The following is a 15,300-nucleotide window of genomic DNA, read 5'->3' as shown; positions in this document are numbered from 1 at the left end:
AGTTTTTTCTCAACGATTGATGTCTTAGCTACCGTGACTCTCCTACAACTTTTACACTGGAAACGACGCTTTTTAAGACGTAATAGTGTAGGTGTTCCAGCTTGTTCAAGGAGAGGAATTTTTAGAAGGCTTTTGAAAGTCATATTTGATCATCTTTCCTTGGCAGTGAGGACATGATGGTGCAGGATAATCAAGTGTTGCTTGAACCTCGATGTAGGTATCTTTTTCAAAAACAAGAGAAATAATGATATTTGGGTCTTTAATTCCGATTAATTCTGTGGTATTCTTAATAAGTCTCATAAGTTCTTCCTAATGATGGTTTGGTTGCTTTTCATTATAGTTCTTATGGGACTTTTTGTCTGCATTCAAAAAGCTCTATAATCTCTATAGTGATTTTACCCACTACAGAAATTATAGAGCCGAATAAAACTAAACACACTTCAAAAGCGCTGAACTAATCCGTTCAACGCTTTTTTTGTTATATATCCAAATGACGCTATTGGCAAACAAAAATTCCATCGACACAAATAAATCGGTGGAATTTTATTCTGATAAGCTTCTTTCAAAAGTGATTTAGTCTGTTTAAACTGCTCTACTCTTCAAGTAATCGTGATAACACTATAAGAGAGATATTATCACTTAGTGAAATCCAGTACTTTACGTCCTTGGATTTGTCCTTTTTCCATTTGATCAAAGACTTCTACCGCTGTATCAACAGGAACGGTTTCAACAACCGGTACTACCAAACCTTGTGCACCGAAGTCAAAGGCTTCTTCCAAGTCTTTACGTGTACCTACAAGAGATCCAACAACACGGATACCATCTAGAACTGTTTTGACAATTGAGAGCTCCATATATTCAGATGGTAGACCAACCGCAACGACTGTCCCACCGGCACGTACACTATCGACAGCCTGGTTGAAAGCAACTTTAGAAACTGCTGTTACAACTGCACTGTGAGTACCACCAGTTTTTTCTTGGATATAGCCTGCCACATCTTTAACTTCCTTACCATTTACAACTAAATCAGCACCAGACTCTTTAGCCAAATCAAGTTTATCTTGGTTGATATCAACAGCTACTACTCGTGCATTAAACACTTTCTTAGCGTATTGAATAGCCAAGTTACCTAGCCCTCCAGCACCGTAGATTGCAACCCATTGACCAGGTTCAACTTTAGCCTCTTTAATCGCTTTATAGGTTGTAACTCCCGCACAAGTAATAGATGAAGCTTGAGCTGGGTTAAGTCCTTCTGGAACTTTCACAGCGTAGTCAGCTGTAACCAAGGCATAGTCACTCATACCACCATCCACATTATAACCTGCATTTTTTACAGAACGACAGAGAGTTTCACGACCAGTTGTACAATATTCACAATGGCCACATCCTTCAAAGAACCAAGCAATTGACACACGGTCACCTTTTTTAAGTGTTTCAACACCTTCACCCACTTCTTCGACAATACCAATTCCTTCATGCCCCAAGATGCGACCTGGAACCTTACCAAAATCTCCATGAGCTACGTGAAGGTCCGTATGACAGACACCACAATATTCCACTTTAACCAAAGCTTGACCATGTCCCACTACCGCTGGTTTGTCATGATTAACAACTTCTACTCCTGTACCTTCATTATTAACAACAACTGCTCTCATTTTAGTTACCTCCATATAAGAACTTTAACACTTTCGTTGTAGCACTTGCACAACAAATGTCAACGCTTATAATATTTTTTCTCTACCATTTAGAAATTTTCGTGAAAGCCCTTTGTACCAATCAATCATTTCCAAGATACTTGTATTTTCTTACAAGTGTCCTAGAATCCAGAAGACTGACCTCAAAATGGAAATAATGGCTGCGTCCATCCCTAGCATTCTCTTTATTCAATAAAAAATAGTTCTTCTGACTGATTGCCATTTCTCTTAAAATGTCATCCGTCAAGAAGGTCAGAGGTATATCCATAGCAGAATAGCGATAAAAATCTTCTTCAAATTTTAAATAGCTATCAGAAAAATAGTCAATCTGAAGCTTATCGTCATAAATTTTTCTCTTCTTCATTTATGGCTTCAACTCCCAAGCTAATTTCTAGTATATCCTTAATGTAAATCCGTATATGCTGCTTGTCAGATTTTACCGTAACTTGATTAAGATTCAATTCAACCACATAGCCACTATATCTACAGCATCTATTTTTATCCTTTATCTGAAAATTTCCCAATAATTGTCCCGTATAAAGCTGGTTTAATAGGGTAAATTTCTCCAAATCCTCCAAATGACTCGTAAAATCTTCTTTAGTCTTATCTTCATATAAGGAACTTGTGTGTTCTGACAAGAAAAAGCCCATCCACTTCATCATTCCCCTATCTTGATGCTCCCTAGCTGATTGAAAGGGAAGGTAACTACGGTCTATCATTTTAAGCCATCCAATCCTCCAGCAGAGTGTCCACCAATAAGCCTACTACGAGCAAGGCTCCTAGAGGCCTCTTGTAAAGCATTAGCCTTTTGAAGAGTAGTAAAGCCAAATTCCTGGCGAATACTATCTATAGCTGCTTGAAGCCTTTCTTCTTTATCAATGTCATCTGGATTATCAAATAAAGAAAGAATTTGAAGCCCTTCATCTACAAAATTTGCATAAGAGACACTCACACTTCGAACAGCCCCTCCTTGATATTTCTTCCTAAAGAGTGAAATGACATGTCCTATTAATATCCTTGTGTTATTAGCAGGTTCAATCTTCATCTGTGCTTGTAGCGAACGCTTGCCCTCTAACTTTGAAAATCCAATGCTAATGGAAACTTGACAAGCTTTCTTATGGGCTCGTCTTAATCTAATGGCTACCTGTTCTGCCATCTCTCTTAGAATCAATTCTATATCAGCTTGACGCTCATAGTCTCGTGGTAAGATTTGAGAATTTCCTAAGCCATGTGACTTTGGTTTATAAGGTTTATGAACATTACTCTCATCAATACCGTTAGCATGAAAAAAGAGGTCCAGTCCAGCAACACCTAATTCCTTTTTAAGGATATCAGGATTGCTATTCGCAAGTTCTCGAATAGAGAAAATTCCCAACTTGTTTAGCCGCTTCTCCATCCGCTTACCAATCCCCCAGAAATCGGTCATATGGGGAATATTCCAAACCTTAGTCTCGACATCTTCATAGGACCAGTTGGCTCTCATAGTAGCCGTATGTTTGGCTTCATTATCAAGAGCTAACTTGGCCAATAAGGGGTTGCTGTTAGACATCCCAACTGTTGAGTAAATACCTGTCTCCCTCCAAATATCTCTTTGAATACGCCCTGAAATCATATCTAACTTATCTTTTCTAGTAACAGTCCTATCGGGAATAAAATAATTCAGTGACGATGTGAGATCAATGAAACCCTCATCAATCGAGTAGGGAAGAATATCTTCAACACTAGCATAATTCTGGAAAATATGTTGAATCTGAATATTCTTCTTGATATAAAGGTCCATTCTAGGAGGGACGATAAAGGTAATCTTGGCCCAAGATTCGATATAATCTACAAAATCCCTATCCGTTGGCAGTCCTTGTTTTTTGGCATTATAATAATGAAACTTACGAGAATGAATGTCAAAAGGTAAGTCATAAGAACGACTAACATTTGACTTACCAAAAACTTTTTTAAATATGGGTGAAGAAGCTAGTATCAAACCATTCGCATTTTCAGCCCTACTCATCACACATAGAGAAGTTTTAAGAGGATGCAGGCCACGTTCAACACACTCCACACTCGCATAGAAAGATTTCATATCTACAAAAGCAATATCACTTTGTGGCTCTCTTGAATAATCAAAATATCCCATGCTTGCTCCTTTGTTAGTTTATAAACTAACAATAGTATAAAATATAACTTGTTTTATTTCAAGTATTTTTCGTAAAAAATAACAACATCCCTTCTAGAATGTTGTTATCATCTTATTTTTTCCCTTTAACTTGGTCTGTAGCAACATCTTCGCCAAACCATTTGTTAGAAATCTTTTGGAATTCTCCATTTTTATAAAGTGTTTTAAATCCTTGATTAATTTTTGTGATTAGAGTCTTATCTGATTTACGGGCACCTACGGCAAAGCTTTCACCCTCATACCCAGCAGGCATAACGTTATACTGATCCAGAACCCCTGATTTCTCTAGGTAGTAATTAGCGTACACACGGTCAATCAACAAGCCATCAATACGTCCACTCTCCAGGTCAATCAAGGCTTGTGTAAAGGTTGAATATTGGACTGCTTTTTGGTTAGCAACAATATTCTTCAAAATTTTCGGAGAAGCATTGAAAGCATCATAACCAGAGGAACCTGCCTGAGCACCTAAGGTCTTACCGGACATTCCTGCAACAGAATCAATTCCTGAAGATTTTTTGGTTACCAGTACTTGTTCATTGATCATATAAGGTTCCGTAAAGTCTGCTGACTGCTTACGTTCATCAGTAACTGAGTAGCCATTCCAAATGAGATCAATTGTCCCATTTTTTAATTCTGTTTCCTTCATATCCCAGTCAATGGCTTGCCATTCAACATCAATACCGTACAATTTAAAAACTGCGGTAGCAAGATCAATATCAAAACCGACATAGCTACCATTTTTCTCCTCATATCCCATAGGAACAAAGGTTGCATCAAAACCAATTTTGATTTTCTTTTCTTTGGTGTAGGTTTGCCACTGGTCTTTCTGAGTTGCAAAATGTGAGCGCGAGCTACAAGCTGATAGCGCAAACAAAGGCAAGAGAACAAGACAGCCTAGCAAAACTGTTTTTACTATTTTTTTCATGCAAAATCCTCACTATTTTGGATTGATAGTGACAATCTCATCAGCGATGTTCTGTGCGAACTGCATATCGTGAGTGATAACAATTTGCGTAATCCCTGTATCACGATTCTGCAAAATCAATTTCTCCACTTCTTGACGCAATTCAGGGTCCAGCGCTGAGGTTGGTTCATCATAGCCGACGATTTTGGGATCAATCATCATGGCACGCGCAAAAGCAACCCGTTGTTTTTGTCCCCCAGAAAGAGAGTAAGGATAAGCATTTCCGTGAGCTCCAAGTCCTAAACGGTCAAGCAAACCTTGGGCTTTTTCTGGGCATCTTCTTTAGACATTCCCATCGTCTTAATTGGCGAAAGCATCAGGTTATCTAAGACAGTCAAGTGCGGAAACAGTTGAAAATCTTGGAAAACAAAGCCCAGCAAATTACGACTTTCCATCTGATCCAAAGAAATCTCTTCATTTTCATAGATAATTTGCCCAGAATCAATGGTTTCAAGTCCCGCTAACATACGCAAAAGAGTGGTCTTACCACCACCAGATGGTCCAACGATAGCTAGGATTTTCCCCTCTTCAACAGTTAAGTTGTATTTATCAAAAATTTTGTGTTGACCAAATTGCTTGGAAATATTTTTTAATTCTAACATAAGGTCTCCTATTTGTAGTAGTTGAATTTCTTTTCGATACGTTTAGAAGCTACAGTTACCACACCAACAAGGATAAGATAGATAGCTCCAGCCACAAACATAGGTGCTAAGGTCGCATCACGATTGGCAGCGGTACGACTTTCCAAAAGGAGGTCTCCGACTCCAAGAACATAAACCAATGATGAATCTTTAACCAAGTTAATAATTTCGTTGAAGATACTTGGCAAAACAATCTTGACCACTTGAGGAAGGATAACGTAGCGAATCGTTTGGAAAGGACTCAATTTAAGCATCTTGGCAGCTTCATATTGACCTTTCGGAATAGCCAAGATTCCTCCACGAAAAATCTCTGCAAAATAAGCTGCATAGTTAAGGGTAAAAGCAATAATGGCAGCTGGTAGACGGTCAAAGACAATCCCAACACTCGGAAGAACATAATACACAAATATCAGTTGCAAAAGGAGCGGTGTCCCACGCATAATCCAAACATAGAGGGTCAACAACCAATTTAAAGGTTTGAACTTAATCTGCATTAAGAAAGCAAGCACAATCCCTAATGGAATCGACAGTACGATAACAATGAAAAATACTTGAAGTGTAACTACCGCACCATTCAAAAGGGCTGGTAATACTTCCAAAACGTATGACATATAAACTCCTATAATTATTTAGTATTTTTGAATATTATACCAAAAAAAACGAAAAAGGGTATAAAATTTTGAAAATACTAAAAGGAGAGAGGCCGAACTCATTGTAATGAACTTGAGTCCCCAGCCTCACTCCTCAAAGACTTAGCTAATATTAGCAATTGTAAATATTTAGGCTTACCTACCTATGCACTAATTTTAGACTTTCTTGACAAATTCAGATTTAAGTTTCATAGCACCAAAACCATCAATCTTACAGTCAATGTTGTGGTCACCTTCAACTAAGCGAATATTTTTAACACGTGTTCCTTGCTTGATGTCTTTGGGAGCACCCTTAACCTTAAGGTCTTTAATAACTGTGACAGTATCACCATCAGTAAGACGTGTTCCGTTGCTATCAAGAACCACAAGCCCTTCTTCTGCAACCTCGTTTGGATCCCACTCATAGGCACATTCTGGACAGACTAACAAGATACCATCTTCATAAACATACTCTGAGTTACATTTGGGACAATTTGGTAGTGACATATTTCTCTCCTAAAAATTCTGATATAGCTATTATTCTACTTTAGAATGAGTAATTACGCAAGAGTAAAAACAAACAACACCTCCTAGAAAAATCAGAGGTGTTGGCATTTTTATTCAACAGTAACTGACTTAGCCAAGTTACGTGGCTTATCAACGTCAAGTCCACGATGAAGCGTTGCAAAATAAGCAATTAATTGAGTTGGTACAACCATTGAAATTGGTGACAAATATGGATGAACGTTGTTAAGAACGATGTCATCATCTTCTTTAGCGACATTTTCTTCCGCAATAGTCAAGACTTTAGCACCACGTGCTGCTACTTCTTGAATGTTACCACGAGTATGGCTAGCAAGGACTGGATCAGACAAGAGAGCGATAACAGGCGTACCATCTTCGATAAGAGCAATTGTACCATGTTTCAACTCACCTGCTGCAAAACCTTCACATTGGATATATGAGATTTCTTTCAATTTAAGACTAGCTTCCATAGCCACATAATAATCTTGTCCACGTCCGATATAGAATGCATTACGTGTTTCTGCAAGAAGGTTGGCAACTTTCCCATCAATAACTTCTTTTTCAGAAAGTGTTGATTCGATAGATTGAGCCACGAGAGACAATTCGTGAACCAAGTCAAAGGCCTTAGCTTTTTCATTACCATTAACTTCACCCACTGCTTTTGCCAAGAAAGCCAAAGTTGCAATTTGAGCAGTATAAGCTTTAGTAGAAGCGACAGCAATTTCTGGTCCAGCGTGAAGAAGCATTGTATGGTCTGCTTCACGTGAAAGCGTTGAACCTGGAACATTTGTTACTGTCAAACTTGGAATACCCATTTCGTTAGCTTTAACAAGAACCTGACGACTATCTGCTGTTTCACCTGATTGACTAATAAAGACAAAGAGAGGTTTCTTGCTAAGGAGTGGCATACCATAACCCCACTCAGAAGAAATACCAAGCTCAACTGGTGTATCAGTCAATTCTTCAAGCATCTTCTTAGAAGCAAAACCAGCATGATAAGAAGTTCCTGCTGCAAGAATATAGATACGGTCAGCGTCTTGAACAGCCTTAATAATATCAGCATCCACAGTCACTTGACCCTTATCATCTGTATAGGCTTGAATAAGCTTACGCATCACTGTTGGTTGCTCATCAATTTCTTTGAGCATATAGTATGGGTATGTTCCTTTACCAATATCAGAAAGGTCAAGCTCAGCTGTATAACTATCACGTTCTTTGACATTTCCATCATAGTCTTGAACTTCAACACTATCCGCCTTCACGATAACCAACTCTTGATCGTGAATTTCCATATATTGATTTGTTTCACGAATCATAGCCATGGCATCTGAGCAGACCATATTATAGCCATCACCAAGACCAATCAAAAGTGGTGATTTGTTTTTTGCCACATAAATTGTTGAGGCATCTTCTGAATCCATGAGGGCAAAGGCATATGATCCACGAATAATATGAAGAGCCTTCTTGAAAGCTTCAAGGGTTGACAAACCGTCTTCTTCAACAAATTTACCAATCAAGTGAACAGCAATTTCAGTATCGGTTTGACCTTTGAAATGATGACCAGAAAGGTATTCTTCCTTAATTTCAAGATAGTTTTCAATAACACCATTATGAACCAAAACAAAACGTTCTGTTTCTGAGCGGTGTGGGTGAGCATTGTCCTCTGTCGGTTTCCCGTGAGTCGCCCAACGAGTATGTCCAATACCAGATGTTCCCTCTACTCCTTTAGTCTTAGCAGCAAGTTCTGCAATACGGCCCACAGCCTTAATTAATTGACTAGATGTATCACTAGCTACAAAGATACCAGCTGAATCATAGCCTCGGTATTCTAACTTTTCAAGTCCTTGAATCAAGATATCAGTTGCATTTGTGTTCCCTACAACACCGACAATTCCGCACATATTTTTTATATAACCCCATATTAAGGAGGTTATGTCTCCTTCATTTTAAATTGGTATAGTCAATAAGCTCCTAAGAAAGCTTAACGATGACAGTATATTCCATATACTTAACATTGTCAAGCATAAAAATTGGTATAGTCCTAAAAAGAACTTTTAACGCTTCTTATCCTAAGGAATAATACTTAAAATATGCTATAATAAAGCTATGCGAATTCAACAGTTACATTATATTATTAAAATCGTCGAAACCGGCTCTATGAATGAGGCCGCAAAACAACTTTTCATTACACAACCGAGTCTTTCTAATGCTGTCCGTGATTTGGAAAGAGAAATGGGGATTGATATTTTCATCCGTAACCCTAAGGGAATCACCTTAACCAAGGATGGGGTCGAGTTCCTTTCCTATGCCCGTCAGGTAGTGGAACAAACTAACCTTTTGGAAGAACGTTACAAAAGTCATACCGAAACACGTGAATTGTTCAGTGTTTCTTCACAACACTATGCCTTTGTGGTTAATGCCTTCGTCTCACTTCTCAAGAGAGCTGATATGACACGTTATGAGCTCTTCTTACGTGAAACTCGCACTTATGAAATCATTGAAGACGTTAAGAACTTTCGATCAGAAATCGGCGTCCTCTTTCTTAATAGCTATAATCGTGACGTCTTGACTAAGATGTTTGATGACAACCGTCTCACATATACCAGTCTCTTTAAAGCTAGACCTCATATCTTTGTCAGCAAATCAAATCCATTGGCCAAGCATGAAATTGTCTCTTTAGAAGATTTAGAAGACTTCCCATACCTTAGTTACGATCAAGGGATTCATAATTCCTTCTACTATTCCGAAGAAATTCTCTCACAAATTCCCCACAAAAAATCTATAGTAGTTTCAGACCGTGCGACCCTCTTCAATCTATTAATTGGTTTGGATGGTTACACTATTGCCACTGGTATCTTAAATAGTAACCTAAATGGTGACAACATTGTCTCTATTCCACTCGATATTGATGATGAAATTGATATTGTTTACTTGAAGCATGAAAAGGCAACACTCTCTAAAATGGGGGAACAATTTCTAGATAACCTTGTTAAAGAAGTCACTTTTGACAACTAAGCTAACGACTTCTCATCTTAATCCCCACATATGTTGCTGGGGATTTTTAAGTGCGCAAAAAAGAGCCTTTCGACTCTTACTATTATTTATAATTTTTATAGCTTGCCCAAGCCTCGTCTATAGATAAAGTTTCAGCGTCCGTGTAAGACCCTCTATAGCGATTCCAAACAAGACTACCAGTTGAACCTGTTGTTTGGGTAACTGGAGCTTGGTCATAGGCAGTAAGACCATAGTAGGCAATAATACTGTTCAACTTAGAAGCATAAAGACTATCTGTAGCATATGTTCCTGTAAGTGCTTGAGTAGCATCCGCATAACTGCTTGTATTAGATTTCCAAGTTCCAGCATAAGTTGATGATGTCATCAAAGCAGCGTAATCCGCCAAAGAATCGCTCAAGCTACCATAAGAACGGAACGGCTGATCAATCTCATAAGTCTTCCCTGTACCATCATCTTCCCAAGTACGCATTGTTACCGAGTTTCCATTGTAAGTTCCTTTAATTCCAAAAAAGTTGTAATAAGGTGCTTGACTAAGACCTGACTGCCCAGAATTCGATTCAAGAATAGCTTGAGCAATTAGAACAGAAGCATAGATATTATAGTCTTGACCAATTTGTCTCGCAGTTTCACCGATACTACCAATAAAAGCAGTAGTCGTTTGGTTATAAGCAGCTTCAGCTTTAGCGTTGACACTGTTATCATTTTTTCTATCGGTTGTAAAAGCTAAGACTAAAAATAATGAACAAATAAAAGCTCCCACAATAAAAATCAAATACTTCTTTAAATGACGATACATATAGCCTTCCTTCTTAAGATTTCCCATTATAATATTTTAATACTATTCTATCAGAAAAAAAGACCCTTAGCAAGTTATAGAGATGTTTCCCCAAAAAACAAGCCCTAATAACACCTTTACATAGCCTAAATAATAAGATATAATATAGGCAATTTTTAAGGAGATGAAAAAATGAAAATCAAATCATTCTTACCTGGTATAAGTATTGCAATACTTATTTCGCTTGTAGCCTGGTATCTTGGAATATTATTTCCTATTATCGGAGGGCCTGTCATTGGCCTTTTCATTGGCCTCTTGTTTGGCAGTTTAATTACAGACTCTGAAAAACTCAAAACTGGAATACAGTTCACATCAAAAAAGTATTACAATACGCTGTTATTCTTCTAGGGTTTGGGCTAAACCTTTCTCAAGTTTTCAAAGTTGGCTTAACCTCACTTCCTATCATTTTAGTCACTATTGCTACGGCACTCAGTACGGCTTATATCATTCACCGGTTATTTAAGTTAGACAGCGAAATTACTACTTTAGTAGGAGTTGGTTCTTCAATCTGCGGAGGTTCTGCTATTGCTGCAACAGCACCTGTCATCAAAGCGAAAGATGAATCCATAGCCACAGCAATCTCGGTAATATTCTTTTTTAATATCTTAGCGGCTCTGTTCTTCCCTCACTTGGGATCTTGGCTAGGCCTTAGTAATGAAGGATTCGCCATATTTGCTGGAACAGCCGTTAACGATACTTCGTCTGTAACTGCCACTGCCAGTTCTTGGGATAGCTTGCACGGAACATCGATTTTAGAGCAAGCAACAATTGTTAAGTTAACTCGTACTCTTGCAATCATTCCTATTACACTTGGCCTATCTATTTGGCAATCAAAAAAGGAAGATAGAAAAGAGTCATTTTCTATAATCAAAGCTGTTCCTAATTTTATTCTCTGGTTCCTAGTGGCTTCTCTCATTACAACTGTTACAACGTCTCTTGGCGCATCCGCTACTGTTTTTGCTCCTTTAAAGAACCTTTCAAAGTTTATGATTATCATGGCAATGACAGCTATCGGTTACCAAACAAATCTGAAGAAACTCATTACCAAAGGCGGATCCGCTCTACTAGTTGGGGGGCTCTGTTGGGTATTGATTAGTCTTGCATCCCTGCTCATGCAAAAAGTATTAGGACTCTGGTAAAATATAAATACAAAAGAACTCACAAACGAATAGTTTGTGAGTTTTTATCACGAGATGTCATTTCTTATACTCGAAGATGTAGGTTTGAACAACCTTATCCCCTTCATTTGATACATGCAAATCAACATCATAACTCTTAGTTTGGCCACTAAAGTCTTGGACTTTATAAATACCATCTTTTTTATCTGTAGAAGATGACTGACCAGAATAATGCTTAATTTCCAAGCCTGAAGTCTTGTCTAAAGACAATGGGAAGAGTTCATTTAGAGAATAAAGGCCATAGAACGCAAAACATAAAAGGCTTAGTGAAGCAAGACTCACCAAATAATATTTACAAAAAGAACCCCATTTCAACCCCTGATTACTCACTTCGTTATTATCTTCCTTTAATCTTTAGTTCTTTTTATTAGAGTATTTTCAAATTTTATTTTACACATATTTGAATATTTTGTCAAATTATTTGGTATTTTAAATGTATGTTATATCTACTTAATAGATTAATATGATTCTATCAGGGTAAACTAAAAGCCGTTAGCAAGCTAGCGGCAACTTTTTATTTCTGAAACAATATATTCTAGGCGTCTATAGAGACCAAGCAATAGGTCATAGCTACGATTTTCATTTTCTTTCAAAACTGTATAAACTGTTGTTGCATAGGTAAATGCAAAGAAGTCATCTATGTCCTTTAGCCAATCATCAATAACTCCTAAATTTTGATCGATAATCGTGAATAAACTTGGCTGGTACCAGATAGTTCCTTCAATATAAAGATTTTTATCAGATAATTTAGACAGGGATACTTTTAGGTCAGCAAGTTCTCTTTTGGCAAGATTAGGGTCAATCTTTAAATCAAAAAGTAATCGTGCATCATGATTAAGAATATCGAGTTCTGCTTGCAGCAGTTGAATATAGTGTATCGCTACTAAATACTGGTTCATGGGTCTCTCCTGGTCATCTGAAAATCGTAATATTATTGTACCACTAAAGAATGAAAAAAGTAGTAATAATTTAATTTTTTCATGATTTTTTAGAAAAATTTTTTTGTTTAAATCTTCTATTTTAAAATTATTGCACAAGCTATTTTTCTAAGAGTTTAAAAATGAAAGATTTTTTAAAGAAGAAAAATCACTCAAAATATGAGTGATTTAATAGTATCAGTGACTGATCATTTCTTGTGCGATATCAAAGCCACTGAGTTTTGCTGGATAGTAAGTTGGCCAATTATCCATCTCTTTTAGAATCTCATCTTGACTGCTATTTCCAAAGAAAATATGGAAATGTGCTGAAGTTGTTGAATCTATTTGATGGTCCGAGAATTGGACATATTGGTAAGGATTATCCGCCGCTTGACTGTCAGTAGCTGTGAAAAGATAGCGAACACCTTTCTTACCAGAAGCATAGGTCAAAACCTTATAGCCGTCATAACGATAAGTATGTGTCACACTACTTCCATCAGTCTTAGTGAAAGTCATAGTCATTTTCTTACCATCAATCGAAATTTTAGAAACGTCTGTTTGATACCCTTTAGTATAGTAATCCTTATACTCTTGTGCTGTTTTATCCTTGTTCATTAGAGATTTGTATTCGAATACTTGGTCTAAAGTACCATCTTGAAGGTAAGGATAAACAGATTGCCAATCACCTGACCAATCAGTTAGTTTTCTATCTTTAACATCTTTGTCATCAAAATAGCCATTTTGGACTGTTTTCTTATCATCACTTCCAGATTCTGGTTGAATGGCTTTACCTTCAACATCGGTAGTCAAACGAAGATTTTTTAAATTTTCGTTCATGATGCTGACATAATTTTCACCTTTTTTCAACTGATCCTTGGTTAAAGATTCAATCGGATTTAAAACTGCTGTCTTAACACCTACTTCATTGGCTAAGGTCTTAGCAACACTACTTGAAGCATTCTCTTCAAAGTAGATATAATTAATGTTATATTCTGAGACATACTTAGAAAGACTAGCAATACGTTTAGCCGATGGGTCAGACTCAGCAGAAACACCTGAAATTGGCACTTGTGTCAAACCGTAATCTAAGGCTAGATAAGCAAAAGCTGAGTGTTGTGTTACGAAACTCTTCTGTTTGGCTTGACTGAGTGCTTCGGTATACTCTTTATCTAAGGTTTGTAATTTTTTAAGGTATTTCTCTGCATTTGTTGTAAACACCGCTTTCTTGTCAGGGTGTTGCGCAATCAAACCATCTCTAATGGTTTCTACCAACTTTTGAGCACGTTTTGGTGACAGCCAGAGATGGGGATCATACTCATGGTGATGACCTTCTTCCCCGTGCTCATGCTCTTCTTCCTCAATACCAGGAAGAAGAACCATACCCTTACTTGCCTTAATGACTTTAGTATGTTTGGTGTTAATGGTTTTTTCAACCTTTGGAACCCATGTTTCCATATTTTCATTTAGATAGACAAAAGTGTCAGCCTTTTCAATATCAGCGACATTCTTCGTAGAAGGCTGAAAATCATGGGCTTCACTTCCTGCAGGAATAAGATAAGACACCTCTCCCTCATCACCAACAACCTGCTTGGTGAATTCATAAACGGGATAAAAACTTGTAACGACTTTCATATCACCATTGTCTTTTGAACTATGTTGGCTAGTCGTATAATAAATACCTGCACCTGCTGCTAGAACAATCGCTGCTAGGCCTGCTAGGCCAAAAATACGTTTCTTTTTCATAATAATCCTTTCAAAAAATACTTAACCAGTTAATAGTTTACTGGTTAAGTATATCACACTATTTTTATTTTGCAAGTCCTAAAATAAAAAATTGAAATATTTCGGTGTAAATGAATTATTTGTTATACTGGAAGTATCATTTGGAAAGTAGGTTATACATGTTTCGAAAATTAACCCTGTATATTTTTTTGTTACTTTCAGCCATTGGCCTGACTTATGATACCCAATCATACACTTCAGGTGCTCTGTCTGGTTCAGCTTACGGTATCATTGGGCTATCAACACTCATTGCACTATGTTATATCGTTCCAGCTTTATTTCTTATTTATCATTTAGGTGAAAAATGGCAGGTTAGACCACTTGTACTAGCTTTTGCCCTAATTGGTGGTCTCTTTATCACGGGATGGATGGCAGGTTATGCCAATACCTTCTCTCATGAATGGGTAACGGCCCACCTATCTTCGAAACATTTTTTCTATCGTTTTGAAGATGCTATTATGGCTCCTCTTGTTGAGGAACCTCTCAAACTAGCAGCTTTTCTCTTTGCTATCTATATGGTACCAACAAAAAGTTACAAAGGGCTCTTACTTGTTGCTATAACAGCTGGTCTAGGTTTTCAGATTAGTGAAGATTTCTCCTATATCCTTTCAGATTTACCTGATGGTTTTTCTTATACGATTTCGGGAATCCTTGGCCGCAGTATTGGTGTCGTATCATCTCACTGGCTTTATACGTCCTTCTTTGCTATGGGCTTAATCTTAATATGGCGTTCATGTCGAAAGCTTATTAATCAAAAATACTGCCTTATTGGCTTCCTTTATGCCTGTGGTGCTTTTGCCGCTCATTTTGCTTGGAACTCACCTCTTCGAAATTTAGAAAGTGATTTTCCCTGGGCTTCAGGCCTTCTTATTTCAATTAATCTTTTCTTCTTCATTATGCTTTACCAACTGCTATCTAGGCTTGATGAAGAAAATAGCCATAGTTAAAGC

The 15,300-nt window shown here is 37.4% G+C and carries 14 protein-coding genes and 3 pseudogenes; 3 read left to right on the top strand and 14 right to left on the bottom strand.

Annotation, left to right across the window (positions count from 1 at the left end; all coding sequences use genetic code 11):
• The 10 genes and pseudogenes from HSISS3_RS04155 to glmS form a co-directional block, all read right to left on the bottom strand.
• Positions 1 to 300: pseudogene (locus HSISS3_RS04155) on the bottom strand (transposase family protein); the annotation flags it as partial.
• Positions 301 to 635: 335 nt separating this feature from the next.
• On the bottom strand, positions 636 to 1,655 hold the full coding sequence (gene adhP / locus HSISS3_RS04150) for an alcohol dehydrogenase AdhP (RefSeq protein WP_002888530.1): 1,020 nt from the start codon (positions 1,653 to 1,655) through the stop codon (positions 636 to 638).
• A 121-nt stretch (positions 1,656 to 1,776) separates the two neighbouring features.
• Positions 1,777 to 2,058 carry a DUF5960 family protein gene (locus tag HSISS3_RS04145; RefSeq protein WP_021151803.1) on the bottom strand — a complete coding sequence of 94 codons (282 nt, stop codon included), beginning with the start codon at positions 2,056 to 2,058 and terminating at the stop codon, positions 1,777 to 1,779.
• The gene (locus tag HSISS3_RS04140; RefSeq protein ID WP_042771817.1) at positions 2,036 to 2,413 is read right to left on the bottom strand and encodes a hypothetical protein; all 378 of its coding nucleotides are present in this window, start codon (positions 2,411 to 2,413) and stop codon (positions 2,036 to 2,038) included. Before HSISS3_RS04140 ends, HSISS3_RS04145 begins: the two co-directional genes overlap by 23 nt.
• Positions 2,410 to 3,825 (bottom strand): Y-family DNA polymerase, encoded by a 1,416-nt coding sequence (locus HSISS3_RS04135; protein ID WP_021151802.1) that lies wholly within the window; start codon positions 3,823 to 3,825, stop codon positions 2,410 to 2,412. The genes HSISS3_RS04140 and HSISS3_RS04135 overlap by 4 nt, the downstream gene beginning before the upstream one ends.
• 112 nt (positions 3,826 to 3,937) lie before the next feature.
• Positions 3,938 to 4,789, bottom strand: coding sequence for an amino acid ABC transporter substrate-binding protein (locus HSISS3_RS04130; protein WP_021151801.1), 852 nt, complete (start codon positions 4,787 to 4,789; stop codon positions 3,938 to 3,940).
• Positions 4,790 to 4,801: 12 nt separating this feature from the next.
• A pseudogene (locus HSISS3_RS04125) lies at positions 4,802 to 5,430 on the bottom strand (amino acid ABC transporter ATP-binding protein).
• A gap of 8 nt (positions 5,431 to 5,438) precedes the next feature.
• On the bottom strand, positions 5,439 to 6,080 hold the full coding sequence (locus HSISS3_RS04120; protein ID WP_002888525.1) for an amino acid ABC transporter permease: 642 nt from the start codon (positions 6,078 to 6,080) through the stop codon (positions 5,439 to 5,441).
• 195 nt (positions 6,081 to 6,275) lie between these two features.
• The gene (locus HSISS3_RS04115) at positions 6,276 to 6,605 is read right to left on the bottom strand and encodes a zinc ribbon domain-containing protein YjdM (RefSeq protein ID WP_021145256.1); all 330 of its coding nucleotides are present in this window, start codon (positions 6,603 to 6,605) and stop codon (positions 6,276 to 6,278) included.
• 110 nt (positions 6,606 to 6,715) lie between these two features.
• Positions 6,716 to 8,524, bottom strand: coding sequence for a glutamine--fructose-6-phosphate transaminase (isomerizing) (glmS, locus tag HSISS3_RS04110; RefSeq protein WP_021151798.1), 1,809 nt, complete (start codon positions 8,522 to 8,524; stop codon positions 6,716 to 6,718).
• 205 nt (positions 8,525 to 8,729) lie between these two features.
• On the opposite strand from glmS, the gene HSISS3_RS04105 reads away from it, so the two are divergent.
• Positions 8,730 to 9,638 carry a LysR family transcriptional regulator gene (locus HSISS3_RS04105; protein WP_002888521.1) on the top strand — a complete coding sequence of 303 codons (909 nt, stop codon included), beginning with the start codon at positions 8,730 to 8,732 and terminating at the stop codon, positions 9,636 to 9,638.
• A gap of 82 nt (positions 9,639 to 9,720) precedes the next feature.
• On the opposite strand, the gene HSISS3_RS04100 is transcribed toward HSISS3_RS04105, so the two are convergent.
• Entirely contained in the window at positions 9,721 to 10,434 is a 714-nt protein-coding gene (locus HSISS3_RS04100) for a glucosaminidase domain-containing protein (RefSeq protein WP_021145253.1), read from the bottom strand.
• Between the two features lie 171 nt (positions 10,435 to 10,605).
• Between HSISS3_RS04100 and HSISS3_RS04095 the strand changes: the two are divergent.
• Positions 10,606 to 11,612, top strand: a pseudogene (locus HSISS3_RS04095) (YeiH family protein).
• 57 nt (positions 11,613 to 11,669) lie between these two features.
• On the opposite strand, the gene HSISS3_RS04090 reads toward HSISS3_RS04095, so the two are convergent.
• The 3 genes from HSISS3_RS04090 to HSISS3_RS04080 all read right to left on the bottom strand — a co-directional run bounded on the left by HSISS3_RS04090 (position 11,670) and on the right by HSISS3_RS04080 (position 14,311).
• The gene (locus tag HSISS3_RS04090) at positions 11,670 to 11,981 is read right to left on the bottom strand and encodes a hypothetical protein (RefSeq protein WP_042771815.1); all 312 of its coding nucleotides are present in this window, start codon (positions 11,979 to 11,981) and stop codon (positions 11,670 to 11,672) included.
• Between the two features lie 170 nt (positions 11,982 to 12,151).
• Positions 12,152 to 12,550, bottom strand: coding sequence for a hypothetical protein (locus HSISS3_RS04085; protein ID WP_008534771.1), 399 nt, complete (start codon positions 12,548 to 12,550; stop codon positions 12,152 to 12,154).
• A 216-nt stretch (positions 12,551 to 12,766) separates the two neighbouring features.
• Positions 12,767 to 14,311 (bottom strand): zinc ABC transporter substrate-binding protein AdcA, encoded by a 1,545-nt coding sequence (locus tag HSISS3_RS04080; RefSeq protein WP_021151795.1) that lies wholly within the window; start codon positions 14,309 to 14,311, stop codon positions 12,767 to 12,769.
• A gap of 158 nt (positions 14,312 to 14,469) precedes the next feature.
• On the opposite strand from HSISS3_RS04080, the gene HSISS3_RS04075 reads away from it, so the two are divergent.
• Positions 14,470 to 15,297, top strand: a complete 828-nt coding sequence (locus HSISS3_RS04075; protein ID WP_021151794.1) for a PrsW family glutamic-type intramembrane protease — start codon at positions 14,470 to 14,472, stop codon at positions 15,295 to 15,297.
• Positions 15,298 to 15,300 lie beyond the last annotated feature (3 nt).

It is taken from the genome of Streptococcus sp. HSISS3 (genome assembly GCF_000448605.1).
Classification (GTDB): Bacteria; Bacillota; Bacilli; order Lactobacillales; family Streptococcaceae; genus Streptococcus; species Streptococcus raffinosi.
The sequence above is the reverse complement of the archived record's forward strand: the minus strand, read 5'-3'. Positions and strand labels throughout refer to the sequence as shown.